This window comes from Proteiniclasticum sediminis, assembly GCF_018128025.1.
Lineage (GTDB): Bacteria > Bacillota > Clostridia > Clostridiales > Clostridiaceae > Proteiniclasticum > Proteiniclasticum sediminis.
This window is the reverse complement of sequence record NZ_JAGSCS010000001.1, coordinates 58,712-84,896: the sequence shown is the minus strand read 5'-3', so window position 1 is coordinate 84,896 and position 26,185 is coordinate 58,712. Positions and strand designations below refer to the sequence as shown.

Sequence of the window (26,185 nt, the reverse complement as noted above, 5' to 3'; positions counted from 1 at the left end):
TATCGACTCCTATGCATAGTATTCAAATTCAAAGTTGTTCAGCCGGATCATGTCGCCGTCCTCGATGCCCATATCCTTCAGCGCCTGGAGCACACCCTTGTTGCCCAGAACCTTGTGGAAGTAGCGAAGATGGCCGGGATTGTTGATGTTCACGGCGTTCAGGAGACGGTCCACGAAGGATCCGGATACGACAAAGACGCCGTCTTCGTCGACGTGAATCTCATAGGTGAAGCGTTTGGCTTCCGGCACATAGAAATCATCATCCTGATAGAGGGTGTCCATGACGGGAATAGACTGGAGCTTTTCCGCACAGGCCTTGATGACCTCGGTAACCCCTTCACCGGTGGCTGCAGACATCTCATAGACATCCTCATACCCCAGGGCATTGACCTTCTTGCGGAAGTCGTCCAGGGCTTCCTTTTCATAGACAAGATCCACTTTGTTCATGACCACGATCTGCGGTCTGTCCGTGAGATCCAGCTTGTATTTCTTCAGTTCCTCATTGATGAGCAGGAAATCCTCATAGGGGTCCCGGCCTTCCATGGCGGAGATATCCACGATGTGAAGCAGTACACGGGTACGCTCAATGTGGCGGAGGAACTGAATTCCCAGACCCACGCCTTCGGATGCCCCTTCAATGATTCCCGGAATATCGGCGATGACAAAGGGATTGATTCCCGGAAGGGAAACGACGCCGAGGTTTGGTTCCAGGGTAGTAAAGTGGTAGTTGGCAATCTTTGGGGTTGCTTTGGTGGCTTTGGAGAGCAGGGTAGACTTGCCCACGTTGGGGAAGCCAAGAAGGCCCACATCAGCCAGAAGTTTCAGTTCCAGGGTCACCTGGCGCTCTTCGCCGGGCATTCCGGGTTCCGCAAAATCAGGAGCCTGGCGGGTTGGTGTGGCAAACTTGGCGTTGCCTTTGCCCCCTTTACCGCCGCGAAGGACCACAACTTTGTCCCCGCGCTGGGAGAGATCTGCGATGATCTTTCCGGTCTCTTTATCCTTAATGATGGTGCCCAGGGGAACCTGAATTTCCAGCGTGGGCGCATTGGCCCCGTAGCATCGGCTTTCGCCGCCCTTTTCCCCGTCCTGGGCCACAAACTTGCGCTTGTATTTAAAGTCCAGCAAAGTGGTCATATCGGGATTCACCACAAATACCACATCGCCGCCTTTTCCGCCGTCGCCGCCTTCTGGGCCGCCATGGGAAACGTACTTTTCCCGACGGAAAGCAATGGCGCCATCGCCGCCGTCGCCGCTGCGGATGAGAATATCCGCGATATCAATAAACATGTTCATAGATTTCACCTGCCTCAGGTTTTCGATTTTCGGGCAGGCCATGTTTAAAGCCTGTACCCTGCGCCGCTAAAATCTCGTCAGGGCTGCGGCGCCCTCCCTTTTTTACGTCTATTATACAATAAAACGGGAATTTCCATGGGGAAATATTCTTTCGTTTCAAAAAATAGGACCTGCTGTGTTAGCAGGCCCATACTTTATACGCTATTCTGCAATTGCTGTAGCCAGCTCAGCTGGGTATACACTTGCTTTTTTCTTGTCCCGTCCCAGTCTCTCGAATCTTACGACTCCATCAACCTTGGCGAACAATGTATCATCACTGCCCCTGCCCACGTTGGTTCCCGGGTGGATCTTTGTGCCTCTCTGTCTAACCAGAATGTTTCCTGCGAGAACAAACTGTCCGTCAGCAGACTTAACACCCAGTCTCTTGGACTCAGAGTCTCTACCGTTCTTGGTACTTCCCACACCCTTCTTGGATGAGAAGAACTGAAGGTTTAATATAAGCATATTGTTACACCTCCTCTTCAATTAGCTGAATAAAATTTCCATACTGAACTTCAATGGCTTTTATGCCCAGAAGCAAGGTTTCCATCAGCACTTGGGCTGATTTCTTCTCTTCGGTGCTTGCACCGTCAAGACTTACGGCCAGATAGCCGCCATCCTCGTTCAGTTCAATCCTGTTCTTGATTTTCATCACTTCGTTCAGGCCGTTGTAAGCCATCATACACTGCGCCGTTACCGCCGCGCATACGATATCTTTCCCGTAGTCATCAAAATCGGCATGGCCGTCATAAATGAAAGCCTCCAAAAGACCGGATTTTCGAATAAACTTAACTTCAATCATGACTAAGCTTCGATCTTTTCGATCACGATCTTCGTGAACGGCTGACGATGGCCCTGCTTCTTGCGGTAGTCCTTCTTGGGCTTGAACTTGAAGACAATAACCTTCTTCGCCTTGTCCTGTGCGATGACTTTGGCAACAACCTTGGCTCCAGCAACAACCGGAGTTCCGATGGTCAGCTCGCCTTCATCGTTGGAAACGGCCAGAACATCAGTCAGTTCAACCATGGAATTGACTTCAGCAGCCAGCTTCTCCACCTTCAGAACATCGCCGACGGAAACTTTATACTGCTTACCACCAGTGTTTAAAACTGCATACATATGATACACCTCCTCATATCAGTACTCGCCGTCGAGGCACGGAATGCTCCGTTTGAAAACCTCTTTCGTGCGGCCTACATAGTATTATAACAACCTGGAATCCGGTTGTCAAAGAAATCTTCAGGATTTCAGGAGAAACTCCTCCAGTTCCGCGATTTGATTTTTAAATACCAGGGGCTGGACCCGGTAAGGGCCTTTTCCCTGGGTAAACTGAAGGTATATCCGTTTCTGTTCTCCGCCAATGGCCTGGAGAAAGGCGCCCAGATCCTGCTCCGCATCACTGCGATAGCTCTCATCCAGTTCCACATGATAGTCCAGGATTTCTACATTGTCCACGTGACGGCCAATTTCCCCGGCCACCTGCTTCAGAAGATAGGCATAGAGGAGAATCTGACCCATGCCGTGGCAATGCCGGCAAGGCTCCTCCAAATAGTGCCGCAGGGGATATCCTTTTTTCTTTCGGGTCAGCTGCATGAGGTTGAGCTCGGTCAGCGGATAACTTTTGGAAAAGAGCGGATCTTCCGCAAAAGCCTGATCCATGGCTTTTTGAAGGGCTGCCCGGTTTTCCGGCCGCTGCATGTCGATGAAATCGATGAGAATAATCCCGGAAAGGTTTCGAAGACGAACCTGGCGGGCAATTTCTTCCGCTGCCTGCAGATTCATGTGCAGCGCCGTGGCTTCCTTGTCCCCTTTTCCCGTGTATTTTGCGCTGTTGATGTCGATGACCACCATGGCTTCCGTCTGCTCAATGACGAGATTGCCGCCGTTTTTGAGCCTCACCTTGGGATCCCGAAGCTTCTGAAGCTCCGCTTCGATGCCGTAGAAATCAAAGAGTCGCCGCCCTGCGGGACTGACGATGGCCGGCAGCCCATAGTTCAGCTTCAGGTATTGGACAGTTTCCGGGGAATCGGCATAGATCATCTGCAGTTCCTGGAAGCGGTCTCGCAGGATACGATCCAAAAAGGAAATCTCCCCATAGAGACGACGGGGTCCCACCCCAGTTTCAGCCCGCTGGAAAATATGATCGAACTCAGTTTTCAGGGTCTCCATCTCTTCTTGCACCAGATCCTGCTGCGCCAGAAAAGAGGCTTCCCGGAAGAGCACCTGGTATCCGGCCAGGGGTTTTTGGCTCCCGTGGCGCTCCAGGAAGGCTTCCCGCTGTATTTTCTTCGAAAAACTGAATCCTTTTCCCGGGAAAAGAACCACATACTTTCCGCCCAAGGAGACTTTCTCCGTGACTTTGGCCCCCTTGGACCCCTCTTCCTCTTTGAGGACTTCCACCAGAAGGCTCTGGCCTTCCCGGTAGTCCTCAAACCGTCCTTTGTCCGTCACATACAGATAGGCGTTTTTCCCCAGTCCGATATCCACAAAGACAGAGTTCAGGGCTTTCACTTTCTTTTTGATGATCCCCAGGAAGATGTCCCCAGAGCGGGCAGGATTCTCCCGATCTTCAATATAGCACTCCGCCATCTGGCCGTCTTTTTTCAGAACCAGGCGCCGGTGCACATCTTCTTCGATAAACAGTTCTAACATGGACGCTCTCCTTCTCTTACGATCATAATCCGCTAAAACAGCGTGGTCTTTTTCTTCATGCCCACGTTGAGCACCATTCCAATGGCGATGAAGGTGGTGAGCACGGAGCTTCCTCCGTAGGACACCAGGGGAAGGGTAATGCCGGAAATCGGCATCATGCCCATGGTCATCCCCACATTCTGCAGAACAGAAAAGAGGAAAGACGAAAAGACACCCACGGCGATACAGCGGCCGAAGAGATCTTCGGATTTTTTCGCAATGCGAAGCATCCGGTAGAGCAGGAACCCATAGAGGACGAGGAGCGCGATGCCGCCGATGAGGCCGAAGTTTTCCGATAGAACGGAAAAGATAAAGTCCGTATGATTTTCCGGAACCCGGTCATAAAAACCGGAGCTTTTCTGGAAAAAGTTCGCCCAGTCCAGGTTTCCCGTCATCTGTCCGGAACCGATGCTGATGATGCTTCGACTTAGCTGGTAGTTGATACCCAGCTCACTTCCCTCGTTGAACAGAAAGCTGGTGAGCCGGTCGCTCCAGTGGGCGGGCAGGAAGTTGGTGTTCAGCACCACCACAACGGCGGCGGCCACAAAGCCGAAGCCTGTAAGGATGACCTTCATGGAGAGTCCCACGATGAAGTAGATGCCAAGTACGATGAAGAACGTCACCATGGTGAGGCCCATTTCCGGCTGCAGCATCATGAGAATCATGGGCAAGGCAGCATAAGCCGTAACCTTGAGGAAGTTCTGCGCATGGTTGATCTGACCATCTACCTTCTGCAGCTGCTTGCCCACCATGAGCATGGTGGTGAGCTTGGCGAATTCCGCAGGCTGGAGTCCTCGGGTGCCGATGCTGAACCATCCTGCAGCGCCTTTCACCTTGGTGGTGAATAGAACGACGACCAGGAGCAGGATCACCACCCAGTACAGGACATCAACGATTTTGTAAACCTTGCGGTAATCCATGAGAAGGATGACATAGACCACACCCAGGGAAAGCACCAGCCAAGTGAGCTGCAGCCTTGCATAGTACCCGCCGGCATTGACCCGGGTGGCCATATAAATATTAAAGGTGCCATAAAAAAGTATGGCCATGGCACTGAGTAAAATGCCAAAATCCAGTTCTTTCAGGTCTTTGCGCTCCAGGAGCAGTCCTTTGATCCATTTCATTGTGTTCGTAACCTTTCTTCCGGTTTTTTCTACGGCATAAAAAGAAAAAGCTGTAGGTAACCTCATGGTACTCCATACAGCTCCATCTTTCAATTTAACATTTCCTGAGTTTTTCCCCGGCTAACGCTTCTTTCGGATAGGAATATTCGCCACCAGGGCCGGTACGGAGCCGTACTCGGTATCGGTCTGGGTGACCTGGAGATCCAGTTCCTGATCCGGGTCCACTTCCACATATTTGCGAAGAACATCCAGGATGTCGTTTTTGATATTCTCCAGAAGTTCAGGGGAAACATCCCCTCGGTCATGCATGAGGATGAGCTTCAGCCGATCCTTTGCCGTATCCTTTGATCCGCTTTTTTTCTTCAAAAATCCGAAAATATCCATTCCGTACCCCCTTACTTCTTCTTGTTGAACAGCAGCTTCGACAATTTTCCGAAGAAGGATTCTTCTTCCGGTTTCAGATCAAGAAGAGGTACCTCTTCTCCGGTGATCCGTCGGGCAATGTTGATGAACGCCGTTCCCGCCATGGTTCCTTCCACGGTGACGATGGGTTCGCCCTTGTTGGTGGAAATAGTGATGTTTCGGTCATCGGGTACGATGCCTAGAAGCTTGATGGACAAAATTTCCAGAATGTCGTCCACATTAAGCATGTCTCCGCTTTCCGTCATTTCATGATTTAAACGATTGATGATGACTTTATGATCCTCTACCCCTTTGGAATCCAGCTTACCGATGACCCGGTCCGCATCCCGAACGGAGGTGACTTCAGGGTTGACCACGATGATGGCGCTATCCGCAGCAGCGATGGAGTTTTCAAACCCCTGTTCAATGCCGGCAGGACTGTCAATGAGGATGTAATCGAACTCCTTCTTCAATTCCTGAACCAGTTCGATCATTTGATCCGTATTGATGTCGTTCTTGTCCCGGGTCTGCGCTGTAGGCAGGAGGCAAAGATTGGGAAGTCGCTTGTCTTTGATCAGTGCCTGCTTCAGCTTGCAGCGGCCTTCAAAATAATCCAGCAGCGTATAGACGATGCGGTTTTCCAAGCCCATGAGCACGTCCAGATTGCGAAGTCCCGTATCTCCGTCGATGACGACGACTTTGTGGCCCAGCTGTGCAAGGGCGGTGCCGATGTTGGCTGTGGTGGTGGTTTTTCCCACTCCACCTTTGCCGGAAGTAATTACAATCGATTCTGCCATTTGTTTTCTCCTTTGTACCTCTTACTTAATATTCAAATTTGGTTGGAATATAAGGTTCCACATAAATGCTGCCGTCTTTGAGTTTCGCCACTTCCGGGAAGCTGGTTTCACTTTCCGCAGGTCGGGCAAAGTTACCGGCGATGGAAAGAAGCGAGGGGATGAGTCTTAGTGCGGCCACCACGGCATTTTCATTACCGGAGGTGCCGGCAAAAGCCCTCCCCTTCAGTTGACCCAGGACGATGATGTTTCCTTCGGCAAAGATCTCGGCGCCGATATGTACGTCCCCCACGACCACGACATTTCCCTTGAAGTCCACCAGCTGACCTCCCCGGAGACTCTTCATGATGAACTTGGTGGGACCTTCCTCCGTACCCGAGAAGACCGTGGGAAGATCTTCTTTTCGGTTGGACTCTTCAAAATTGATGCTGGAAAGCTGGATGGTTTCCGAGAGGATCCGTTCCAGGGTCTGGCGGTCTTCTTCCTTTAATCGCATGGGGTATGTGGTCACATACATGGCGTTGCCGCTGTAAAAGTTTTTCAACGGTTCCAGTTTGCTCCGCAAGGCCTCAATCAGCTCTTCTGTGGTTTGAAATTCCAGCAGGTTGATCACGAGGTTCAGCCCTTTTCGATTGCCCTTGACCTGAATCCTGTCGATTGTACTCATAGTTTCCTCCGTCTCAATGAAAAAAATAACACCTAAAATCTATTTTATCGGATTTATGCTAAGAATTCTACAGTCTACAGGAATTAAGGCGATTTCCCCGGAATCCTCGGTAAAAGATTCACATTTCCCGGCGAAATTCAGCAAAAGAGTAGAGTAGGTCGGAGGAATTTCTTCCTCCTTCCCCTCATCAAACCGTGCATGCGGTTTTCCCGCACACGGCTTTCCGATGTTCTTCTTCCATGCGCATCATAACGTCAGGCCCCGAGTTTCTTCAGTCCGGCGGAGTCCAGCAAGTGCACGATTTTACGGTACCCGCCAAGCCTCCTCTTTTTCTGATTTTTCATGTTATACCAGAGGATGAGACGTTTCGTGACGTACCAGTCGAGGGTATTTAGTGCCTTCTTCGCATGTTTCAGGCCGTAGTAGTTCCTGAGTCCCACAATCTTGGGGTTCAGGATTCTGACGACCTCCTGCACTTCGAGGAGCAGGCTGCTCCTTGACTGGAACACCTCTTTGATCTTTTCCCTCATCGCTTTCTTCGCTTTCTTCGACGGCACCTGTGCCGTCGTCGTGTAGCGTCTGCCTTTTCTGGTCTCCATCTGGCTTCGCCTATGATGGAAGCCCAGGAAGTCGAACCCGTCCTTGCCGTCATACATGTTCACGAACCTCGTCTTCTCCAAGTTGAGCTGGAGGCCAAGCTTCGCCATCACATACGCCACCGCCTTATAGGCGTGGCCGATATCCTTCTTTGTCTTTGCGATGATGACGAAGTCATCGGCAAAGCGGACCAGGGTACCGAGGTGGCTGTAGTTCTTCTCCCAGTAGCAGTCCAGCACGTTGAGGTAGATGTTGGAGAGGAGCGGGCTGATGGAAGCGCCCTGTGCGGAGCCCGTTTCGGTCTCTATCACGTGGCCATCCTCCATCACACCTGCCTTCAGCCATAGCCGGATGAGCTTCGTCATCCTCCTGTCACATATCCTTTTCTCCACCAGCTTCATGAGCTTCTCGTGGTCGATGTTGTCGAAGTATCCTTTGATATCCGCGTCCAGCACCCACCAGCCTTTGTTGTTGCATTTCTTTCTGATGACCTCCAACGCCTGATACTGGTTCCTTTTGGGCCTAAACCCGAAGGAACAGTCCCTGAAGTCCGCTTCGAAGATGGGTTCCATGACGATTTTCGCCGCGGTCTGGACCACCTTGTCCTTTACGGTAGGCAGCCCGAGAGGCCTCTTCTTGCCGTCCTTCATTGGGATATAGGTGCGCTTCACAGGCCTGGGCCTGTAGTCGCCCCCTTCAAGCGCTTCACTTATCTCCAGGAGGAACACTTCCACGCCGGCGTCTTCAATCTCACCGATGGTCATCTCGTCTACACCTCCGGCTCCCTTGTTCTTCCTGACAATGTCCCAGGCTTTCCATAGGACATCCATCCTGTGGACCTTGTCATAGAGGGCATGGAACCTTCGCTGCCTGTTGTTTTTGGCGCACTGGTATAGTCCCCGCTGGAGTTCTCGTACTTTGTCTATGGTGTTGTTAGCTTTCGCATTCACTCGCGCTTACCTCCTTGGGGGACTTGAACAAAGCAGAGCCCCTTCCCTGGCCATGTTTGTGTTTTCATGACGTCACCGGTACTATGAGCTCCTCCGACTCCTTCTCTGCCAGAGGGCAATTTCACCACTTGGGCTTATATGCCTCTGCTCTACGGCGTACGCCGTGCAGAGGAAGGTCTCTCCAGTTCCAGACCATACTTTGGATACATGTCGCTTCCTTTATACCGTGGGATTCTTCGACAGTGCGCGTCCAAGCTCTTCCTGTCTTCCATGGTCTTCGCCCATATGCCCGGGGCTCGACTTCCCATCTTTCCACTTGCGTGGCCTTTTTGACGATACGGCAGAATTCACTTCATGTTACGACCTGTATCCTTGCTAGCACTCTTCTCGAGTTACATCACCCTCCCGCTTCACACGCACCATTTCTGTTACGCATGGGGATTGGCTACTGGGGCTTCTTGGCAATTACCCCGTCCGGACTTTCACCGGCAGTATGGTCCAGCTTAGCTGGACGCACGGTATAAAAAAAAGGAATTCTTTCGAACTCCATAATTTAGCTCTTTATGAAAGTAGTGTTGGAAAACAGAGTATTACTATTTGTTTAAATCTTCTTTTTCATTTTTATTCAGAGAATCCATTAGTTCTTTTATCTTTTCAAGAATAACAGCAGTGCAAATCGCGATCAGCCCCGCCAATAAGACAATGCCACCATATATCGGATAAAGATACGATTCTGACACACCCCCACCAACAATTGAGGTGAAAAACATTGCGGATATACCGCCACCAACTGTCATTGCCAACAAGAAAATTATTATTACTCCAATTACTGCTTTCATTTTTTACTCCTCCTTCTCCAAGTGTAAAATCCCATATAAATCATCATAATAATATGACATAACTAGATGATCATAGCTTAATCATTTTTATATATAAATATCATCTATCTGATTCAATTAAAATGAATCTATACTCAGCATTGACTTCATACAAAGAACACTCATTTCATCAAGAGCTTAATGAAAAACTCTTGGTGACTATACTTTCAAGTTATTTAAGGGTAAAGGAGCACTCTCCATCATTAAGCATTTCTTCATGGTTTTCATGACATAGAGAATATATGATCCAAAGGAGATAAATTTTTGATGCTGCAAAAGCTGCAATACCCTCAGCTCTCATAAGTGGCTGATTAAATATGTAGAAAAGCAAAAAAGCTGCTATGGTTATGCCCATGAGTAAAGTAAAGTTTCTGTCTTTAGATGCATATTTTCTTGCAGCATCTATTCGGTCCATCCAGTCAAAATTAAGAACCGTCTCCTCCAGAATTTTATGGAACACGATTAATTGAATGATGATATGAATAAGAGGATAATACCTCAGTTGTGCAAAGCTGATCATCTCACTATGGTTAAGCAGATAGAGAACTCCTCCTGTTACTGACACTGCAGCCAGTTTTATTGTAAGAAGCCTGAGCTTTGAAAAATCACCAAAAAGTGATTTTTTGTCATTGTTACCCAGACCTGCCACGATAATAACCCATCCTGCAAGGGTCATCAGAAGCGCCACTAACCCGCTTACGCCGCCAAAACTAACGAACATGGCGTCCCAAAACATTTTCTTATATCCTTCTGTCATTTCGTTTCCCCCTAATCAGCTATCTAAATGATGCTTTTCTAATTGATCCAATGAAAAGCAGAAATCACACCCTACATAATATAAACAATTAGAGGGTGTGATCTGTTACACAAGATATTAAATAAATTTGCTGAATCTGTGAAGAATATTATGTGATGATCAGAAGAACATCAATTTGCCTGTCATAAGCTTCGAGGAAAAAGCTCTTTTTGTCATGATTCACATTCATTTAAACGGTTTTGTTTTCATCCCCTGCTTCTTTCTATATAGCAATGCCTAAACTGCTACCCTGCAGTACTTCTCCACTTTAAATCCGTAGCTGAGCCTGAAAATATCTTCATTACTCGACAGATCCAGTCCAGTCAACTCAATGATCTTATTGATTCTGTAGGAAAGACTGTTTCTGTGTATGGACAGCGCTTCTGCCGTTTTGACCATTTGAGACTGGTGGTCCACTAAAACCTGAAGGGTTTTATAGAGTTCTCCATTATGGATCTGATCGTATTTTCTAAGAATATTCAAGGCAGGATGAGCATACTGCAGAAGATCTTTCTCGTTAAGATTGCTGAGCATAATGTAGAAACTGTAATCAGAGAAATACATTATCTCTTTTTCAATCTGAAGTCTTTTTGAGATCTTATAAAGCTGAGCGCTTTGCCCATAAGCATCCTTTAACGCCATAATATCCGTGCACGGACTGCTCATGCCCATGTGGATGACACCTTGCTGGAAAAGACCAAGAAGTCTTCTCTCTTCCTCCGAAGTAAGCCTTCCATCTTGAGAAAGCCTGCAGATGACAAGTAGATTCCCTTGTTCTTCCAGACAGAAGGCACCAGGGAGAATATACTTAATCTGCTCCTTCAAGAATGTTGTGGCTTGAATACTGTTTAAGTATTCATTTGTCTTCATCATCAAGCAGCTCATCTTTTCAGGAAGTTCAATCTGATTGATTTTGAACCTGATCTTAATGAGTTCTTCATCTCCCCCATGGATCAGTTCATGAATCAGATTTTCTTCCTGAGATCCAAATACCCCCTTATGCTCTTTTGTCCGAAGAAGAACCTCACACACTGAGCTGCCCACCATTGGAAGATACTCTTCAATTAAGGCATTCTCGATTTCTCTTTTCTTCAGCATAATGACGTAGCCGACAAGTCGGTCCTTGTGAAAAATTTTACTGCATAACTTTACATAGGCAGAAAAACTGCAGTTCACCTCATAGACATCGGAGTTATGAGGGAAAGGTCTGATCTGGTCTATCTTGTGTACTTCTTTGATAAACTCATAGGAGCAGTAACCCCTCCTGATATTCGCTTTCCATATGTCATCATCAATATCTTCCATGGAGGATACGTCAAGAATTTTAAACCCGGCATCAATAATAATGACTGGATTTTCAAGTGTCTTTTCCGAAACCTTTAGTATGCTCTTAAGATCAGCCCCTCTCATGGCAAGAGCCATAAGCTCAGTCACCTGATAACTGGTCTTAAGTTTTTTCTGCATAATATTATTCACTGCCTGAAGCGCTTTCAAAGTGTGCTCTTCTCGTATCAGGGCATAGTTTGATATCATGCCGTTCTCCAGTGAATACGCCAAATGTCTGCTAACGGATTCATCCTCAAAATCTCTCTCTTTTATTCCGATAATGGCAGACAGGCCAGCCCCTTTCTCAGGGCTGTCCGCTTCGGCTTTAATCCATGATATGATCTCCTCTATATTTCCAATATAGAGCTTTTTCCTGATATTTTGAGCTCCATTCTCAAAAAGACAAATCTCACTGATTTCATCCTCTACTGTAATTTCTGATCTTAAAATCTCCAGTCTGTTTTCCTGCTTAAGTACCCTTAAGACGCTTCTGAAATCCATCACTTTCCCCTCTTTCAATCATACAGATTCTTATATTGACACCACTTGGGCAAGACGCACAAATACTCCTCTGATATTCATGCACTCCTCATCTATCGCCTTCTGAATTCATTTGTTATTATTATAACAGACTCTTCATGAATTGTCATAAATCTACATATCGCTTCAATGCCTGAACTTTTGAATCCTGAGTAAAAACTGAAAAATATATGCTGAGTACAATGATTTTTCAAGTCTTTAAAATCAGGGTTTTGTTCAAAATCCCAAAATATATTTTATGAATATCTTAAGAGGAGATTGTTATGGAATACGAAAAGTTATTTGAAAGAGGTAGAATCGGAAAACTTAACCTGAAAAACCGTGTGGTTATGCCTGCCATGGGCGTTAACCTTGCCAATTCCCAAGGAGAAGCTACAGATGTGATCACCAGGTACTACGAAGAAAGAGCCAAAGGTGGAGTTGGTCTGATCATCACGGAGATTGCTCGTATTGATGATGAATATGGTGTCGGTACACCGAATCAGCTTTCAGTCACTGAAGGGCGTCATATTCCCCATTTGGAGAGAATGATTGAAACCATTCAGAAGCATGGCACAAAAGTGTTTATTCAGCTTCATCACCCCGGCAGAGAAACCAAAAGCAGTCTCATAGGCGGAAAACAGATTGTTGCGCCTTCTGCCATCATGTGCAAGGTGACTCAGGAAATGCCGCGTGCCCTGACCACCGAAGAGTGTGAGGGCCTTGTGAAGAGCTTCATCAAAGGTGCAGTCATCTCCAAAACTGCCGGTGCAGACGGAGTAGAGATTCATGCCGCTCATGGTTACCTTCTTAATCAGTTTCTCTCCCCTTACACCAACGTCAGGACAGATAAATATGGTGGAAGTTTCCAGAACAGATTAAGAATTCTTTCAGAGATCATAACTGGAATCAAATACATGTGTGGAGCGGACTTTCCTGTTTCAGTAAGGATCAGCGCTGATGAATTCGTTGAGGGCGGCTTAAAGCTTCCTGAGTCGGTCAAGATCGCCAGAACCTTAGAGAGCCTGGGCATAGATGCAATCAATGTCAGCAGTGGAACCTACGAAAGTGCCACCACCATCATTGAGCCTGGATCCTATCCACAGGGATGGAAAAAGCATTTGGCTACAGAGATCCGCAAAAATGTTAAGATCCCTGTCATCGCAGTAAACAATATTAAAGACCCTCAAACTGCTGAGCAGCTTTTAAAAGATGGTGTCTGCGACTTTGTTGGAGTGGCTCGTGGTCATCTGGCTGACCCCAACTGGGTAAATAAAGCAAGAGACGGAAAAAGCGATCAGATCAGAAAATGTATCGGCTGCCTAAACTGTTTTGCCGAGCTCAATCAGGGAAGACACATGAAGTGTACGGTTAATGCCAGAGTAGGGCGGGAAATCGAATTTTCAGACCCTAATATAGATGGAGAAGGAAAGACTGTTGTGGTAATCGGTGGTGGACCTGCCGGGATGCAGGCTGCCTTACTTCTTGATCAGAGAAAGTACAGAACCATCCTCATTGATGAGAGAGAGAAACTTGGCGGAACGCTCAATGTAGCTGACAAGGCCCCCATCAAGGAGAAAGTGGCTGCCATGAATAACGGAATGATCCGTGAGATTGAAGAGAGCGGCGTTGATGTGAGAATGAATACGAAGGCTACTGTAGAAATGGTGAAGGAACTGAATCCTGATGGCATTTTCGTTGCAGTAGGTGCCACGCCTGCCATTCCACCTATCCCAGGAATTCAAGGGAAAAATGTCATGCTTGCAGAAGATGTACTCACTGGGAAGTCCGTGGCCACAGGCAGAGTTGCCGTAATCGGTTCAGGACTTACAGGTCTTGAGACCGCAGAGCTTCTTGCTGACAAGGGTCATCCCATTACCCTTGTGGAGATGCAGAAAAACATCGGCCCTGGCATTAACCGCACCATTTTAGTGGACTTGATGATGAGATTCCAGAAACATGAACCTGTAATTATTCCCAATCATCGCCTGATGGGGATATCAGAAAACGGCATCACCATTATGAATCAGATGAACAATCAGGTTATGCAGATAGAGGCGGATACCGTCGTTCTTGCCCTAGGAGTAGCACCAAGGCGCTCTATGGTGAATGAGTTCTTGGACGCATTCGAGAATATCCGGGTCATCGGCGATGCAGAGAAAGCTGGGCGTATTCAGGAAGCCATTAAAGAAGGATACAGCCAGGCCTTTGCTTTCACCACTAAGTAAGAAGGGGGATTTTTACCATGAAAGATTTTAAAAATAAGGTTGCCGTTATTACCGGAGCAGGTAATGGATTCGGATTTGAAATTGCCAAAGAATGTGCAAGCCGGGAAATGAAACTGGTTCTTGCTGACATTGATGAAGAAAGTTTAACCGCTGCTGTGTCCTATTTTAAACATAAGGGTGCTGAGGTTACCGGTGTCCACTGTGACGTCACCCTCGACAGTGAAATCGGGAAAATGGTGGATACCGCTATGAACACCTATGGAAGCATTGATTTTCTTGTCAATAATGCTGGTGTCGCCATCTCAGGTCCCGTATGGGAGCTCCCTCTTCAAGACTGGGACTGGATTGTGGGTGCAAATCTCATGAGTCAGATTTACGCCATGAAACGGGTTATCCCCATCATGCTTAAGCAGGGTTCTGAGTGTCATATCCTGAATGTGGCATCCATTGCAGGACTGATCACAACAAACGGCATGCCCGCTTATCACACTACAAAGCATGCAAGTGTGGCGCTAAGTGAGAGTACAAGCTTTGATCTTCAAGCCATAAATGCCAATATCCAGATGTCCGTATTTTGTCCCGGATTTGTTCAGACAGACCTTCATCATCATGAGAACCATCGTCCTGAAAGATTCTCGGACAAGAGCGATCCATACTACAGTTCTCCTCAATATGCGGCAGGACTTAAGAGAGCCGAGTTTGTCATCACAACAGGAATGCCCATTGACAGCATAGGCATGAGTGTGATGAACGGCATCGAAGAAAATCAGTTCTACATCCTGACTCACCCGATCTATAACACCCTGGTAGGTAGACGAGTGAAGGACATCCTTGAGGGAAGAGGTCCTGATCTTAAGGTACTAAGGGGCTAGTCTCTTCTGTTTATGCTTCAAACTGACCAGGCTTCTGGCCAATGAGACTAAATATTCTTCTAAACTCCATGTTTTTCAGTATATCCAAAAAAACCCATTTATTCTAAAAGGCGCCGACTCCATCTGGAGACGCCGCCTTTTCATTTGGCTCTGTATGAAAGTAGTGTTGAATAAAGGTAGAGTAGGTCGGAGGAATTTCTTCCTCCTTCCCCTCATCAAACCGTGCATGCGGTTTTCCCGCACACGGCTTTCCGATGTTCTTCTTCCATGCGCATCATAACGTCAGGCCCCGAGTTTCTTCAGTCCGGCGGAGTCCAGCAAGTGCACGATTTTACGGTACCCGCCAAGCCTCCTCTTTTTCTGATTTTTCATGTTATACCAGAGGATGAGACGTTTCGTGACGTACCAGTCGAGGGTATTTAGTGCCTTCTTCGCATGTTTCAGGCCGTAGTAGTTCCTGAGTCCCACAATCTTGGGGTTCAGGATTCTGACGACCTCCTGCACTTCGAGGAGCAGGCTGCTCCTTGACTGGAACACCTCTTTGATCTTTTCCCTCATCGCTTTCTTCGCTTTCTTCGACGGCACCTGTGCCGTCGTCGTGTAGCGTCTGCCTTTTCTGGTCTCCATCTGGCTTCGCCTATGATGGAAGCCCAGGAAGTCGAACCCGTCCTTGCCGTCATACATGTTCACGAACCTCGTCTTCTCCAAGTTGAGCTGGAGGCCAAGCTTCGCCATCACATACGCCACCGCCTTATAGGCGTGGCCGATATCCTTCTTTGTCTTTGCGATGATGACGAAGTCATCGGCAAAGCGGACCAGGGTACCGAGGTGGCTGTAGTTCTTCTCCCAGTAGCAGTCCAGCACGTTGAGGTAGATGTTGGAGAGGAGCGGGCTGATGGAAGCGCCCTGTGCGGAGCCCGTTTCGGTCTCTATCACGTGGCCATCCTCCATCACACCTGCCTTCAGCCATAGCCGGATGAGCTTCGTCATCCTCCTGTCACATATCCTTTTCTCCACCAGCTTCATGAGCTTCTCGTGGTCGATGTTGTCGAAGTATCCTTTGATATCCGCGTCCAGCACCCACCAGCCTTTGTTGTTGCATTTCTTTCTGATGACCTCCAACGCCTGATACTGGTTCCTTTTGGGCCTAAACCCGAAGGAACAGTCCCTGAAGTCCGCTTCGAAGATGGGTTCCATGACGATTTTCGCCGCGGTCTGGACCACCTTGTCCTTTACGGTAGGCAGCCCGAGAGGCCTCTTCTTGCCGTCCTTCATTGGGATATAGGTGCGCTTCACAGGCCTGGGCCTGTAGTCGCCCCCTTCAAGCGCTTCACTTATCTCCAGGAGGAACACTTCCACGCCGGCGTCTTCAATCTCACCGATGGTCATCTCGTCTACACCTCCGGCTCCCTTGTTCTTCCTGACAATGTCCCAGGCTTTCCATAGGACATCCATCCTGTGGACCTTGTCATAGAGGGCATGGAACCTTCGCTGCCTGTTGTTTTTGGCGCACTGGTATAGTCCCCGCTGGAGTTCTCGTACTTTGTCTATGGTGTTGTTAGCTTTCGCATTCACTCGCGCTTACCTCCTTGGGGGACTTGAACAAAGCAGAGCCCCTTCCCTGGCCATGTTTGTGTTTTCATGACGTCACCGGTACTATGAGCTCCTCCGACTCCTTCTCTGCCAGAGGGCAATTTCACCACTTGGGCTTATATGCCTCTGCTCTACGGCGTACGCCGTGCAGAGGAAGGTCTCTCCAGTTCCAGACCATACTTTGGATACATGTCGCTTCCTTTATACCGTGGGATTCTTCGACAGTGCGCGTCCAAGCTCTTCCTGTCTTCCATGGTCTTCGCCCATATGCCCGGGGCTCGACTTCCCATCTTTCCACTTGCGTGGCCTTTTTGACGATACGGCAGAATTCACTTCATGTTACGACCTGTATCCTTGCTAGCACTCTTCTCGAGTTACATCACCCTCCCGCTTCACACGCACCATTTCTGTTACGCATGGGGATTGGCTACTGGGGCTTCTTGGCAATTACCCCGTCCGGACTTTCACCGGCAGTATGGTCCAGCTTAGCTGGACGCACAGCATAAAAAAAGAACCCGGTTTCGGGTTCTAAAATTTCCATTCCCGCTTAATGATGGGAATTCGGCCAAAGGCGATCATTCGCTTGTAGAGAACTATGGCGAGCAAGAAGGTGTAAGCCGGCATGATCATAAGAGCCAGAGGGTTTCCCCGGATCCCCAAGAGATAGAGAATCCCAAGGAAAAGCAATGTTTTGATCCCTTGAGCCACGGTGACAAAAAAGACCGGGAGGGTCTTCTTCCCTTCTTTCAGGGAATTCCCCAATCGGCTCATGGCCAGAAAAAGAAACAGATTAAGGAAGGTATGGAGTCCAAAGATGTAGGGAAAAAGGAGGTCCTGAAGTATTCCCGTGACCAAAGCGAGAAACACAGCATCCTCGGCATCGGTGGTCACAGCATACAGTCCAAAGAAGGTGAAGACCAGACTGGCATAACTGTCATAGACGGCCAGAAAGGGCATCACGGTCTGATCCAGGACCAGAAGGACCAGCGCGACCAGGATGATTAGGATTTTTCGCATCAGTACTGCACTTCCTCGCTGTTTTTCGGAATGATCACAAAGAGCTGCTGAGCAGACTTGAAATCTGCGGCAGGCTCAATGATGGCGGTCTTCATCAGTTCCCCTTTGTCTTCCAGAATCTTGATCACTTTACCTACGAAAATATCCGGCGGATAGAACCCGCCCAGACCGGAAGTTACCACCTGGTTGCCGGGGGCAATATCCGCGTCCAAGGGAAGGTAGGTGATTTTCGCCTGTTGGGCCTGTCCTGCGCCCGTATGTCCCCGCAGGATTCCACTGTTGGCTTTATTTTCCACGGTGGTCACATGGATCGATACATTTTCACTGGATAGGGTCTCCACCAGTGCCCAGGTGGAGGCCACTTCCGTGACCTGTCCCACAATGCCCGCGGGGGTCATGACGGCCATGCCGGCCTTGATTCCCGCGTCGCTTCCTCGGTCAATGGTATAAGAGGTGAGGATTCCGCCACCGGAACTGCCGATGATGTTCACCCCGAGATAGTCGTATTCCGTTCGGCGGTCTTTGATGTCAAACATGGCTCTCAACTGTTCGTTTTCTTGACGCATAGTCTCGTAAGCGCGCAGTTTATCCTCCAGTTCCAGGTTCTCCAGGATGAGCTTGGTGTTTTCTGCCTTCACATCTTCATAGCGAAGAAAGAAGTCGATGAAGCTTTCCACTCGCTTATTGACCGAATAGAGTACCTTTTGAACCGGATTCAGCGCAGCACCGGCTCCGCTTTCCACCAGGGACTTATTGTCTCGATAGACGGTGATCCCCATGAGCACCACAAGAACAGCAGCCAAGATCACAATGGTTCTTGACAGCTTGTTTTTAAACAGCCCCCACATCCCTAATAGCTTCGGGCAATCTTGTCAAAGTTGTCCAGTGCCTTTCCTGCACCCAAGACGACACAGTCCAGGGGTGCTTCTGCAATTTCCACGGGCATATGGGTTTCATGCGTGATCAGTTCACCCAGACCCTTGAGCAGTGCTCCGCCGCCGGCCAGCATGATTCCCTTGTCCATGATATCTGCAGAAAGCTCCGGGGGAGTCTTCTCCAGGGTGGTCTTGATGGCTTCGATAATATCGGAAATGGGCTCATGGAGCGCTTCTCGAATTTGCGTCTCGGAAACGGTGATGACCTTGGGCAGTCCCGTAACCAGATCGCGGCCCTTGACATCCATATAGCCTTCTTCGCTGCCTTCCACGCGGAAAGCAGATCCGATGGTCATCTTGATGGCTTCTGAGGTACGCTCACCGATCATGAGGTTGTATTCTCGCTTAATGTAGGCCGCGATGGCTTGATCCATCTCGTCTCCGCCCACGCGCAGGGATTTTGCCACAACGATGCCGCCCAAAGAAACCACGGCAACTTCAGTGGTACCGCCGCCGATGTCCACGATCATGGAACCGGTAGGCTCATCCACGGGAAGTCCGGCCCCGATGGCTGCGGCCATGGGCTCTTCCATGAGGATGACATCTCGAGCGCCCGCCTGCTTGGTAGCTTCCAGAATTGCCCGTCGTTCCACTTCGGTGACTCCAGAGGGGAAGCACACGATGATCCGTGGGGAAGTGAAAGCGGACTTGGAAGCGGTCTTCTCGATGAACTGACGAAGCATGGTCTGGGTGATGTCAAAGTCTGCAATGACACCATCCTTCAGCGGACGAACCGCCACGATGTTGCCTGGGGTTCTGCCGATCATCCGCTTGGCTTCTTCGCCCACGGCCAGGGGTTTGTTGGTCTGGGTATTGAAAGCCACCACGGAGGGCTCACGAAGAACGATCCCCTTCCCTTTTACATATACCAGGGTATTGGCTGTACCCAGGTCAATCCCCATATCTTTGCTCATTCCAAATAGACGCATTGATGATAACTCCTTTCAACATTACACTAATTTTTTTCTCTGTACTTTTGATCTTTTCTACAATAGGTTTTTTTCTCGTAAACTGATGTATCGGCCGTTCCCCACGATGACATGATCCAGAAGATCGATGCCGATGAGCTTCCCGGCTTCCCGGATCCGCCCTGTGGCTGCGATGTCCTCGCTGCTGGGGGTGGGGTCTCCCGAGGGATGATTGTGCACCATGATGATGGATGCCGCGCTTTTTCGGATGGCTTCCTTAAAAATCTCCCGAGGATGGACGATACTGGAATTCAGGCTTCCCATGGAAGCATTGTGAACTCCGATGACCACATTCTTCGTATTCAGCAGCAGTACTTTCAGCACTTCCTGCTTGAACTCGCGCAGTTCCACCATAACCAGGTCCGCGGCATCGCCGGGGGATCCGATCTTGTAACTGTCCCCGCTTCGATAGCTTTTATAGCGTTTGGCCAGCTCCGCCACCGATAAAATTTGTGAAGCCTTGGCTTCTTTGATTCCCTCAATTTTCATCAGGTCATCCTGAGAGGCTTCCAACAGGCCATTGATGCCGTTGAAGAGGGTCAGCGTGCGCTGAGCCAGGTTCAGAATGTTCTCGTCCCGGGTTCCCGTTCGGAGAATCACGGCCAAGAGTTCGCTGTTGGAAAGACTATCTGCGCCATAGCGGAGCAGCCTCTCCTGGGGTCGTTCGTTTTGGGGCATATCCATGATTCGTTGATCCATACAATCCTCCAGATTTGCCCATTCCATTACAGGATAATCTGGTGTTTCTTTAGCAGCTGATAAAGGGTGCTCAGCGGAAGTCCCATGACATTGTAGTAGTCGCCATGGATTTCTTCGACGAATCGTGCAGCGTAACCCTGGATGCCATAGGCACCAGCCTTGTCCTGCCATTCCTCGGCATCGAGATAAGCCTCGATTTCCTCATGGGACAGTTCAGAGAATTTTACGCTGGTTTTGGTGCAGGTGAGTTCTTCCCCTTTCTGGGAATCCAGGAGCAGGGCGATCCCTGAATACACCTGATGGCTTTTTCCCGACAGATTTTGGAGCATGCGGTAAGCATCCTCCCGATTCCGCGGTTTTCCCAGAATTTCACCATCCTGGCATACCACAGTATCAGAACCCAGTACCACCGGATTGTCCGGAAACTGAGCTTGCACGGTCCGGGCTTTTTGCAGGGCCAGGGTCATGACATACTCTTCAGGATCTCCTTCGTAGGGAATGCTGTCTTCGTCAAAATCCGAGACAACAATGGCGTAGTCGGATAGCAGTCGGCTTAACAGCTCCTGTCGCCGGAGGGACCCGGATGCCAGAATAAATTTCAAGAAAACACCTCCAAAAGCTTGCATTCTGAGGAACTTTCGCTTCCTGAAAAATTCCTACTTTATAGTTTACCATCTCGTGTTTTTTTCCACAAGGGACACCGGTCGAATTAAACTTAATTTAAGCCCCGGGTAAACTTTCAGAATCAAAGGAAATTCGAGGGGTGCACTCCCCTGTCATTATGACGAATTTTCACCCTTTCAGTCAAAAAACCTGCGTTTTTTGCGCAGGTTTTTCTTTACTCCTTGAACCGGGGGCTTTCTTTGAGAACTTTTTCCAGAGCGGAGATGAGTTTAGCCAGGGTATAGTTGAAGATCATGTCTTCGCGGGTGGACTGCTCCAGATCCACAAATTCGGTCCGCTGGATGTCCCGGGCCAGAAGTTTGGTGAGTTTCAGATGATTGTCCCGGGTCATTTTCACATCAGGGTCTGTCAGCGCAATGGCTTCGGCGTAAATATAGACCCGTTCCGAGGCTTCCAGCATTTGCACCACGTAATCGTACTCTTCCTGCTCATAACGTTTGAGCACCGGAATTTCCGTATTCATGTTGTCAAACTTTTCTTTGAGATCGTCGAGGCGTTTTCCCAGATCACTCAGGCCTTCACTGAGGTTAAACTCCATCATGTCCCCCACCACCTGTTTGGCGGAATGGGTGAACTGATGAAAACTCTCCCGGACCCGCTTCATGGGATCCGGAGGGAAGACCAGCAGGTTGACCATGGTGGCCAGAACAATCCCGATCACCGTGTCCAGGGTACGATGCATGGCGTAGACCCCGGGAGCCACCGAATCGGAACCCGTGACGATGATGATGACCAGCGTAATGGCAATGCCCGTGGCCTTCTTAATGTGGAGCAGATTGCAGAAAATGATGGTGATGGCAATGCCCAAGGCCATGGTGAATCCCCCATAAAGAGGGATGTAGGAGACAATAAGTCCAATAACACCCCCCACCACGGTACCCAGCACCCGATTGAAGCCCGTGTTGAAACTGGTGACCACGGAGGTTTCAATACAGATGACGGCGGCATAGATCAGGGCAAAGGACGGCTCTTGATTGAGGAGTAGGGATACGGCATAGGCCAGGATGACAACCAGAGCCGTCTTCACCGTCCGCATGCCAATGAGCGGGTTTTTCATAAACTCACTCCTTCACCACCGTATTTTCGGGGTAGCTGACATAGTCACTGTAGCTGCCCACATAGAGACGGGAGGGTTTCCCCAGCTCATCCAGCACCATGGTGTTGGTGCAGGCGGTGACTCCCGAGCCGCAATGGAGGATGATCTCCTTCTCCAAAAGATCGCCAAAATGGGATTTCACCTGTTCCAGGGGAAGCAGACGGTTCTGTCCGTCAAAATGCTGGCGGAAAAACACATTCCGGGTATGGGGAATATGACCTGCCACCGGATCCACCGGTTCCACCTCTCCCCGCCACCTCTCGGCGCTTCGGGAATCAATGAGGACCTGATCCTGAGGGATATCCCCCTGGGCATAGGCGAGCACTTCTTCATAGGATGCGGTCATGGTTTCCTGGGGATTCAGGGTGATGTCGCCTCGGGAAAACTCGCTCTGCGCTGAGGTGAGATCCTCTTCCAAAAGGGCGGAGAATCCCCCTTCCAGCACATAAACATCCTGGAGGCCATAGTATTTCAGCATCCACCACAGCCTTCCCGCAGCATTATTATCCCCGTCATCGTAGATGATGACCCGGGAATGATCGGAAAGACCGATGCTGCGGAGCTTTTCCTGAATCATGTGGAGATCCGGAAGCGGATGACGGCCGCCATGGGCCTTTGCCGGGGCAGCCAAATCCCGGTCCATGTGGAGAAATGCCGCATTCTTCAAGTGGCATAGGGCATAGGCTTCGGGGCCGTATTCCGGGCGGTGCATGTCATAACGCACATCGATGCGGACAAGATCTGGATTCTCCAGTAAAAATTGCCGGTCCTTAAAGTTTTTCAACAAAATCACCTCTGCTCAAGTTATTGGATTTAGGACTTCAGACTGGCCAGCACCTCGAGGAGGAATCCATAAACGTTGCGGACAGACTCCAAATTCATGTGCTCATTGGGGGTATGAACATCGTAGAGGTTCGGCCCCAGGGAAATCATATCCAGTCCAGGAATTCGTCCGGCCAGAATGCCGCATTCCAGGCCTGCATGGATCGCTTCAATCTTCGGGGCATGGCCATACATTTCCTCGAACTTCTTCACAAACATTTCGCGAAGCGGAGATTCTTTGGCATAGGTCCATTCCGGATATGAGGAGGTGGTCACCACTTCAGCACCGTACTTTTCGCCCAGAATCTGCACCTTATCCAGGAGCATTTCTTTTCGGGAACCCACGCTGCTGCGCACTGCAAAGTCAAAGTGGAGGATCTCTTCCTTTTCATGAAGAACCCCCAGATTCAGGGATGTCTCCACCAAACCGGGAATATCCTGGCTCATGCTCACGACCCCATTGGGCAGAAGATTGAGAAGTTCCAGAACACTCTGGGTGGTGGCGGCATCAAAGGCCGTGTCCGGCATGTTGGCTTCTTCGAGGTTCAGGGCAAAGTTCTCATCCTGAGTCTCAATTTCCCGTCCCAGGATTTTGCCGATGCTGTTCACCTTTTCCGCCAGCCCTTCCGCAGAGGAGGTCAGGAGAATAACCGCCTGGGCTTCTCGGGGAATGGCATTATTCTTCGATCCGCCTGAAATGGAAGCCAAGGTAAAGTCAAAGTTCCGCCGAAGCAGCATCAGGGCACGACCCAGAAGAACGATGGAGTTTCCCCGTTCCTTAATGATATCCATGCCGGAGTGGCCGCCTTTCAGTCCCCGTACCTTCAGCTCAAAAGCCTCTCCTGAAGGTGTCTGGCGAGTTAAGGGAAGCTTCACTGTCTGCCTCGCCCCACCGGCACAGCTGACTAAAAATGCCCCTTCCTCTTCGGAATCGATGTTCACCAGCCGCTTGCCTGCAAAGAGTCGTCCATCCACGGAGGACGCCCCCAGCATGCCCGTTTCTTCTTCCACGGTGATCAGCACTTCCAGCGGAGGATGCGCCAGATCCTGGGCATCGAGAATAGCCAACGCATAGGCCACGGCAATGCCGTTATCTGCGCCCAGGGTGGTTCCCGTGGCGTAGAGATCATCGCCCAGAAGTCTCAGCTTCAGGGGATCCTGGCCAAAGACATGATCCGTGTCGGCATTTTTTTCTTCCACCATGTCCATGTGACCCTGGAGGATCACCGGGGGGCTACTCTCATAGCCCGGTGTGCCCGGTTTTTTGATGAGAATATTCAGGACCTCATCCTGGACGACGGAAAGACCCCGCTCCAGCGCAAAGGCTTTCAGGTAATCCGACACAGCCTTTTCATTCCCCGATCCATGGGGAATTTGGCAGAGTTCTTCAAAAAACTTCAGTACATTTTTTGGTTCATGGTTGCTCAGTACACCCATCTTAATCCTCCTTGAACTTGTCCATGAGTCCCTGGAACAGATCGCCCAGAGTCACGGTGTCCTCTTCGAAATATCCTGCGGACTCTTCTTTGGCATCGCGCATGGAAAAACTTACACGCTTGCGGTCTTCGTCAATATTCAGCAGCTTGACGCGAACCTTCTGTCCTTCTTTCACCACCTCTGAAGCCTGGGTCACGGGTTCGCTGGACAGCTCTGAAAGGTGTACCAGTCCATCCACACCCCCGTCGATCTGGACGATGGCACCGGCGTCGATGACTTTTTTCACCGTGGCATCATAAATCTTGCCCACTTCCATTTCCCGGATTCGCTTCCAGGGATCATCCTCGGTGCTCTTTAAGGACAGGGAGACCTTCTCTTTCTTCCGATCCACTTTCAGCACATGGACCTTCACGGTATCGCCGATGGCCAGAACTTCACTGGGATGATTGATTCGGCCATAGGAAAGATCCGAAATATGCGCCAGTCCCACAAGACCGCCCAAATCTATGAAGGCGCCATAGGAAGCCAGATTGGCCACAGTTCCCTCCAGGGTCTGTCCCTCGCGGATTTCTGCCAAAAGGGTCTTTTTTTGCCCTTCCTGAATCTTCTTCAAATACGCCCGACGGGAAAAGATGAGTTTTCGGTCGTTTTCATCATATTCTTCCACTAAGGCATCCAGCGTCTTCCCCACGAAAGCCTGGAGATCCTCCACATAACTATCGGAAACCATGGAAGCCGGCATAAATCCGGACAAACCATGATAGGCCACCCGCAGCCCGCCTTTGACCACTTCCGTGAGCTTCACCTTCAGCGGAGTTTTTTCTTCGAAAGCCTTCTCCACATCTTCCCGGGAAACCATGGCCTCGGCCTGCAGCTTGGACAAGAGGACATTGCCCTCGCCGTCGTCTGCCTTGAGGACGATGACCTTCAGTTTGTCTCCAGGCTGGAAGGTTTCGGTGATGTCCTCGTGATGGTCCTGGGTCAGTTCTTCCCGGGGAATTACGCCATCGGCGAAGTAGTTGATATTGACAATCACCTCATCCTTGCTGGATTTGATGACCGTTCCTTCCAGAATATCGCCATCCTTGACTTTGTTTAGCGCAAATTTCTCCATGGCTTCTTCCATGGAGATGTCTTGAAATTTATTTTCATCCATAATTCTCACACGACGTAAGCGTCGTTACTCCTTTCGGTGCCTTGCAGCACTCCATTATCGACATTTTAGCATAAAAAAGCTGAAGTTTCTTCAGCTTTCCGAGACTTCAGCACTAGATAATCATTTTCTTGTCTGCAATGAGATTGTAGCAGTAATCGATGATGTCGCCCCGTTTGATGATTCCGATGAAGATGCCCTCATCGTCCACCACCGGCACAAAGTTCTGGGACTGTGCCAGGATGATGATGTTGTTGATGTCTGCGTTGATGGTCACAACCTCGTGTTTTTTTCTCCGTTCGATATCCCGGACCAGGACTTTGCTGGTGTTCCGAAAGGACAGTCCGGGAGTATTCTTAATCTTCCAAAGCAGGTCACCCTCGGTGAGCGTTCCGATGTATTTCCCATAATTATCGATGATGGGAATCGCCGAATAGCCGTGGTGCTCCATTCTTTCCAGAACCTGTCTCATGGTCGAATCGGCCATTTCATAGATCAGTTCGGACTTTGGTGTAAGAAAAAAAGCAATGTTCATATTCACAGTACCCCTTTTCCAGTATTCTTGTTCCACTTTTATTATAACACAATTTCGGAAAGTGTAACCG

26 protein-coding genes are annotated in these 26,185 nt (G+C 49.4%); 2 read left to right on the top strand and 24 right to left on the bottom strand.

Going from position 1 to position 26,185, the window contains the following annotated elements; all coding sequences use genetic code 11:
• Window positions 1–9 precede the first annotated feature (9 nt).
• The 13 genes from obgE to KCG48_RS00340 all read right to left on the bottom strand — a co-directional run bounded on the left by obgE (window position 10) and on the right by KCG48_RS00340 (window position 12,058).
• Entirely contained in the window at window positions 10–1,287 is a 1,278-nt protein-coding gene (gene obgE, locus KCG48_RS00400) for a GTPase ObgE (RefSeq protein ID WP_211799539.1), read from the bottom strand.
• Between the two features lie 207 nt (window positions 1,288–1,494).
• Window positions 1,495–1,797 (bottom strand): 50S ribosomal protein L27, encoded by a 303-nt coding sequence (gene rpmA, locus KCG48_RS00395; RefSeq protein ID WP_211799310.1) that lies wholly within the window; start codon window positions 1,795–1,797, stop codon window positions 1,495–1,497.
• A gap of 4 nt (window positions 1,798–1,801) precedes the next feature.
• On the bottom strand, window positions 1,802–2,134 hold the full coding sequence (locus KCG48_RS00390) for a ribosomal-processing cysteine protease Prp (protein WP_211799309.1): 333 nt from the start codon (window positions 2,132–2,134) through the stop codon (window positions 1,802–1,804).
• Window positions 2,135–2,136: 2 nt separating this feature from the next.
• On the bottom strand, window positions 2,137–2,451 hold the full coding sequence (gene rplU / locus KCG48_RS00385; protein ID WP_211799308.1) for a 50S ribosomal protein L21: 315 nt from the start codon (window positions 2,449–2,451) through the stop codon (window positions 2,137–2,139).
• A gap of 120 nt (window positions 2,452–2,571) precedes the next feature.
• Entirely contained in the window at window positions 2,572–3,984 is a 1,413-nt protein-coding gene (locus KCG48_RS00380; RefSeq protein ID WP_211799307.1) for a ribonuclease E/G, read from the bottom strand.
• A 32-nt stretch (window positions 3,985–4,016) separates the two neighbouring features.
• On the bottom strand, window positions 4,017–5,147 hold the full coding sequence (locus KCG48_RS00375) for an FtsW/RodA/SpoVE family cell cycle protein (RefSeq protein ID WP_211799306.1): 1,131 nt from the start codon (window positions 5,145–5,147) through the stop codon (window positions 4,017–4,019).
• A gap of 120 nt (window positions 5,148–5,267) precedes the next feature.
• On the bottom strand, window positions 5,268–5,531 hold the full coding sequence (minE, locus tag KCG48_RS00370) for a cell division topological specificity factor MinE (RefSeq protein WP_211799305.1): 264 nt from the start codon (window positions 5,529–5,531) through the stop codon (window positions 5,268–5,270).
• 11 nt (window positions 5,532–5,542) lie between these two features.
• On the bottom strand, window positions 5,543–6,346 hold the full coding sequence (gene minD, locus KCG48_RS00365; protein ID WP_211799304.1) for a septum site-determining protein MinD: 804 nt from the start codon (window positions 6,344–6,346) through the stop codon (window positions 5,543–5,545).
• 25 nt (window positions 6,347–6,371) lie between these two features.
• Window positions 6,372–7,010, bottom strand: coding sequence for a septum site-determining protein MinC (gene minC, locus KCG48_RS00360; protein ID WP_211799303.1), 639 nt, complete (start codon window positions 7,008–7,010; stop codon window positions 6,372–6,374).
• A gap of 254 nt (window positions 7,011–7,264) precedes the next feature.
• Window positions 7,265–8,557, bottom strand: coding sequence for a group II intron reverse transcriptase/maturase (ltrA, locus tag KCG48_RS00355; protein WP_211799297.1), 1,293 nt, complete (start codon window positions 8,555–8,557; stop codon window positions 7,265–7,267).
• A 593-nt stretch (window positions 8,558–9,150) separates the two neighbouring features.
• On the bottom strand, window positions 9,151–9,396 hold the full coding sequence (locus KCG48_RS00350; RefSeq protein WP_211799302.1) for a hypothetical protein: 246 nt from the start codon (window positions 9,394–9,396) through the stop codon (window positions 9,151–9,153).
• A gap of 211 nt (window positions 9,397–9,607) precedes the next feature.
• On the bottom strand, window positions 9,608–10,192 hold the full coding sequence (locus KCG48_RS00345) for a hypothetical protein (protein ID WP_211799301.1): 585 nt from the start codon (window positions 10,190–10,192) through the stop codon (window positions 9,608–9,610).
• 276 nt (window positions 10,193–10,468) lie between these two features.
• Entirely contained in the window at window positions 10,469–12,058 is a 1,590-nt protein-coding gene (locus tag KCG48_RS00340; protein ID WP_211799300.1) for a PucR family transcriptional regulator, read from the bottom strand.
• Between the two features lie 302 nt (window positions 12,059–12,360).
• Between KCG48_RS00340 and KCG48_RS00335 the strand changes: the two genes are divergently transcribed.
• On the top strand, window positions 12,361–14,304 hold the full coding sequence (locus tag KCG48_RS00335) for an NAD(P)/FAD-dependent oxidoreductase (protein ID WP_211799299.1): 1,944 nt from the start codon (window positions 12,361–12,363) through the stop codon (window positions 14,302–14,304).
• Window positions 14,305–14,321: 17 nt separating this feature from the next.
• Window positions 14,322–15,176: an SDR family NAD(P)-dependent oxidoreductase gene (locus tag KCG48_RS00330; RefSeq protein WP_211799298.1), complete on the top strand. Its 855-nt coding sequence runs from the start codon at window positions 14,322–14,324 to the stop codon at window positions 15,174–15,176.
• Window positions 15,177–15,458: 282 nt separating this feature from the next.
• Here the strand turns inward: KCG48_RS00330 and ltrA (KCG48_RS00325) are convergent, their stop codons facing one another.
• The 11 genes from ltrA (KCG48_RS00325) to KCG48_RS00275 form a co-directional block, all read right to left on the bottom strand.
• Window positions 15,459–16,751 carry a group II intron reverse transcriptase/maturase gene (gene ltrA, locus KCG48_RS00325; RefSeq protein WP_211799297.1) on the bottom strand — a complete coding sequence of 431 codons (1,293 nt, stop codon included), beginning with the start codon at window positions 16,749–16,751 and terminating at the stop codon, window positions 15,459–15,461.
• Between the two features lie 546 nt (window positions 16,752–17,297).
• Window positions 17,298–17,786, bottom strand: coding sequence for a rod shape-determining protein MreD (gene mreD / locus KCG48_RS00320; RefSeq protein WP_211799296.1), 489 nt, complete (start codon window positions 17,784–17,786; stop codon window positions 17,298–17,300).
• On the bottom strand, window positions 17,786–18,634 hold the full coding sequence (mreC, locus tag KCG48_RS00315; protein WP_269142381.1) for a rod shape-determining protein MreC: 849 nt from the start codon (window positions 18,632–18,634) through the stop codon (window positions 17,786–17,788). The genes mreD and mreC overlap by 1 nt, the downstream gene beginning before the upstream one ends.
• Before the next feature lie 2 nt (window positions 18,635–18,636).
• Window positions 18,637–19,650, bottom strand: a complete 1,014-nt coding sequence (locus KCG48_RS00310) for a rod shape-determining protein (protein WP_211799294.1) — start codon at window positions 19,648–19,650, stop codon at window positions 18,637–18,639.
• A gap of 57 nt (window positions 19,651–19,707) precedes the next feature.
• Window positions 19,708–20,388 (bottom strand): RadC family protein, encoded by a 681-nt coding sequence (radC, locus tag KCG48_RS00305; RefSeq protein ID WP_211799293.1) that lies wholly within the window; start codon window positions 20,386–20,388, stop codon window positions 19,708–19,710.
• Window positions 20,389–20,414: 26 nt separating this feature from the next.
• Window positions 20,415–20,990, bottom strand: a complete 576-nt coding sequence (locus KCG48_RS00300) for a Maf family protein (RefSeq protein WP_211799292.1) — start codon at window positions 20,988–20,990, stop codon at window positions 20,415–20,417.
• 236 nt (window positions 20,991–21,226) lie between these two features.
• Window positions 21,227–22,129, bottom strand: coding sequence for an FUSC family protein (locus KCG48_RS00295; protein ID WP_211799291.1), 903 nt, complete (start codon window positions 22,127–22,129; stop codon window positions 21,227–21,229).
• A gap of 4 nt (window positions 22,130–22,133) precedes the next feature.
• A complete protein-coding gene (locus tag KCG48_RS00290; RefSeq protein ID WP_211799290.1) occupies window positions 22,134–22,952 on the bottom strand; it encodes a sulfurtransferase in 819 nt (272 codons plus the stop codon).
• 29 nt (window positions 22,953–22,981) lie between these two features.
• On the bottom strand, window positions 22,982–24,427 hold the full coding sequence (locus KCG48_RS00285; protein WP_211799289.1) for an aminoacyl-histidine dipeptidase: 1,446 nt from the start codon (window positions 24,425–24,427) through the stop codon (window positions 22,982–22,984).
• A 1-nt stretch (window position 24,428) separates the two neighbouring features.
• A complete protein-coding gene (gene rpsA / locus KCG48_RS00280) occupies window positions 24,429–25,583 on the bottom strand; it encodes a 30S ribosomal protein S1 (protein ID WP_211799288.1) in 1,155 nt (384 codons plus the stop codon).
• A gap of 112 nt (window positions 25,584–25,695) precedes the next feature.
• Window positions 25,696–26,115, bottom strand: coding sequence for a CBS domain-containing protein (locus tag KCG48_RS00275; RefSeq protein ID WP_211799287.1), 420 nt, complete (start codon window positions 26,113–26,115; stop codon window positions 25,696–25,698).
• Window positions 26,116–26,185: the final 70 nt, after the last annotated feature.

Coding starts and splice junctions, on each gene's coding strand:
- mreC (WP_269142381.1), bottom strand. CDS start 18,634: ATGTGGGGGCTGTTTAAAAACAAGCTGTCAAGAACCATTGTGATCTTG.
- KCG48_RS00275 (WP_211799287.1), bottom strand. CDS start 26,115: ATGAACATTGCTTTTTTTCTTACACCAAAGTCCGAACTGATCTATGAA.
- obgE (WP_211799539.1), bottom strand. CDS start 1,287: ATGTTTATTGATATCGCGGATATTCTCATCCGCAGCGGCGACGGCGGC.
- rpmA (WP_211799310.1), bottom strand. CDS start 1,797: ATGCTTATATTAAACCTTCAGTTCTTCTCATCCAAGAAGGGTGTGGGA.
- KCG48_RS00380 (WP_211799307.1), bottom strand. CDS start 3,984: ATGTTAGAACTGTTTATCGAAGAAGATGTGCACCGGCGCCTGGTTCTG.
- rplU (WP_211799308.1), bottom strand. CDS start 2,451: ATGTATGCAGTTTTAAACACTGGTGGTAAGCAGTATAAAGTTTCCGTC.
- KCG48_RS00330 (WP_211799298.1), top strand. CDS start 14,322: ATGAAAGATTTTAAAAATAAGGTTGCCGTTATTACCGGAGCAGGTAAT.
- minD (WP_211799304.1), bottom strand. CDS start 6,346: ATGGCAGAATCGATTGTAATTACTTCCGGCAAAGGTGGAGTGGGAAAA.
- mreD (WP_211799296.1), bottom strand. CDS start 17,786: ATGCGAAAAATCCTAATCATCCTGGTCGCGCTGGTCCTTCTGGTCCTG.
- KCG48_RS00340 (WP_211799300.1), bottom strand. CDS start 12,058: ATGGATTTCAGAAGCGTCTTAAGGGTACTTAAGCAGGAAAACAGACTG.
- KCG48_RS00285 (WP_211799289.1), bottom strand. CDS start 24,427: ATGGGTGTACTGAGCAACCATGAACCAAAAAATGTACTGAAGTTTTTT.
- radC (WP_211799293.1), bottom strand. CDS start 20,388: ATGGATCAACGAATCATGGATATGCCCCAAAACGAACGACCCCAGGAG.
- KCG48_RS00345 (WP_211799301.1), bottom strand. CDS start 10,192: ATGACAGAAGGATATAAGAAAATGTTTTGGGACGCCATGTTCGTTAGT.
- KCG48_RS00375 (WP_211799306.1), bottom strand. CDS start 5,147: ATGAAATGGATCAAAGGACTGCTCCTGGAGCGCAAAGACCTGAAAGAA.
- KCG48_RS00390 (WP_211799309.1), bottom strand. CDS start 2,134: ATGATTGAAGTTAAGTTTATTCGAAAATCCGGTCTTTTGGAGGCTTTC.
- minC (WP_211799303.1), bottom strand. CDS start 7,010: ATGAGTACAATCGACAGGATTCAGGTCAAGGGCAATCGAAAAGGGCTG.
- KCG48_RS00295 (WP_211799291.1), bottom strand. CDS start 22,129: ATGAAAAACCCGCTCATTGGCATGCGGACGGTGAAGACGGCTCTGGTT.
- rpsA (WP_211799288.1), bottom strand. CDS start 25,583: ATGGATGAAAATAAATTTCAAGACATCTCCATGGAAGAAGCCATGGAG.
- minE (WP_211799305.1), bottom strand. CDS start 5,531: ATGGATATTTTCGGATTTTTGAAGAAAAAAAGCGGATCAAAGGATACG.
- KCG48_RS00310 (WP_211799294.1), bottom strand. CDS start 19,650: ATGCGTCTATTTGGAATGAGCAAAGATATGGGGATTGACCTGGGTACA.
- KCG48_RS00350 (WP_211799302.1), bottom strand. CDS start 9,396: ATGAAAGCAGTAATTGGAGTAATAATAATTTTCTTGTTGGCAATGACA.
- KCG48_RS00335 (WP_211799299.1), top strand. CDS start 12,361: ATGGAATACGAAAAGTTATTTGAAAGAGGTAGAATCGGAAAACTTAAC.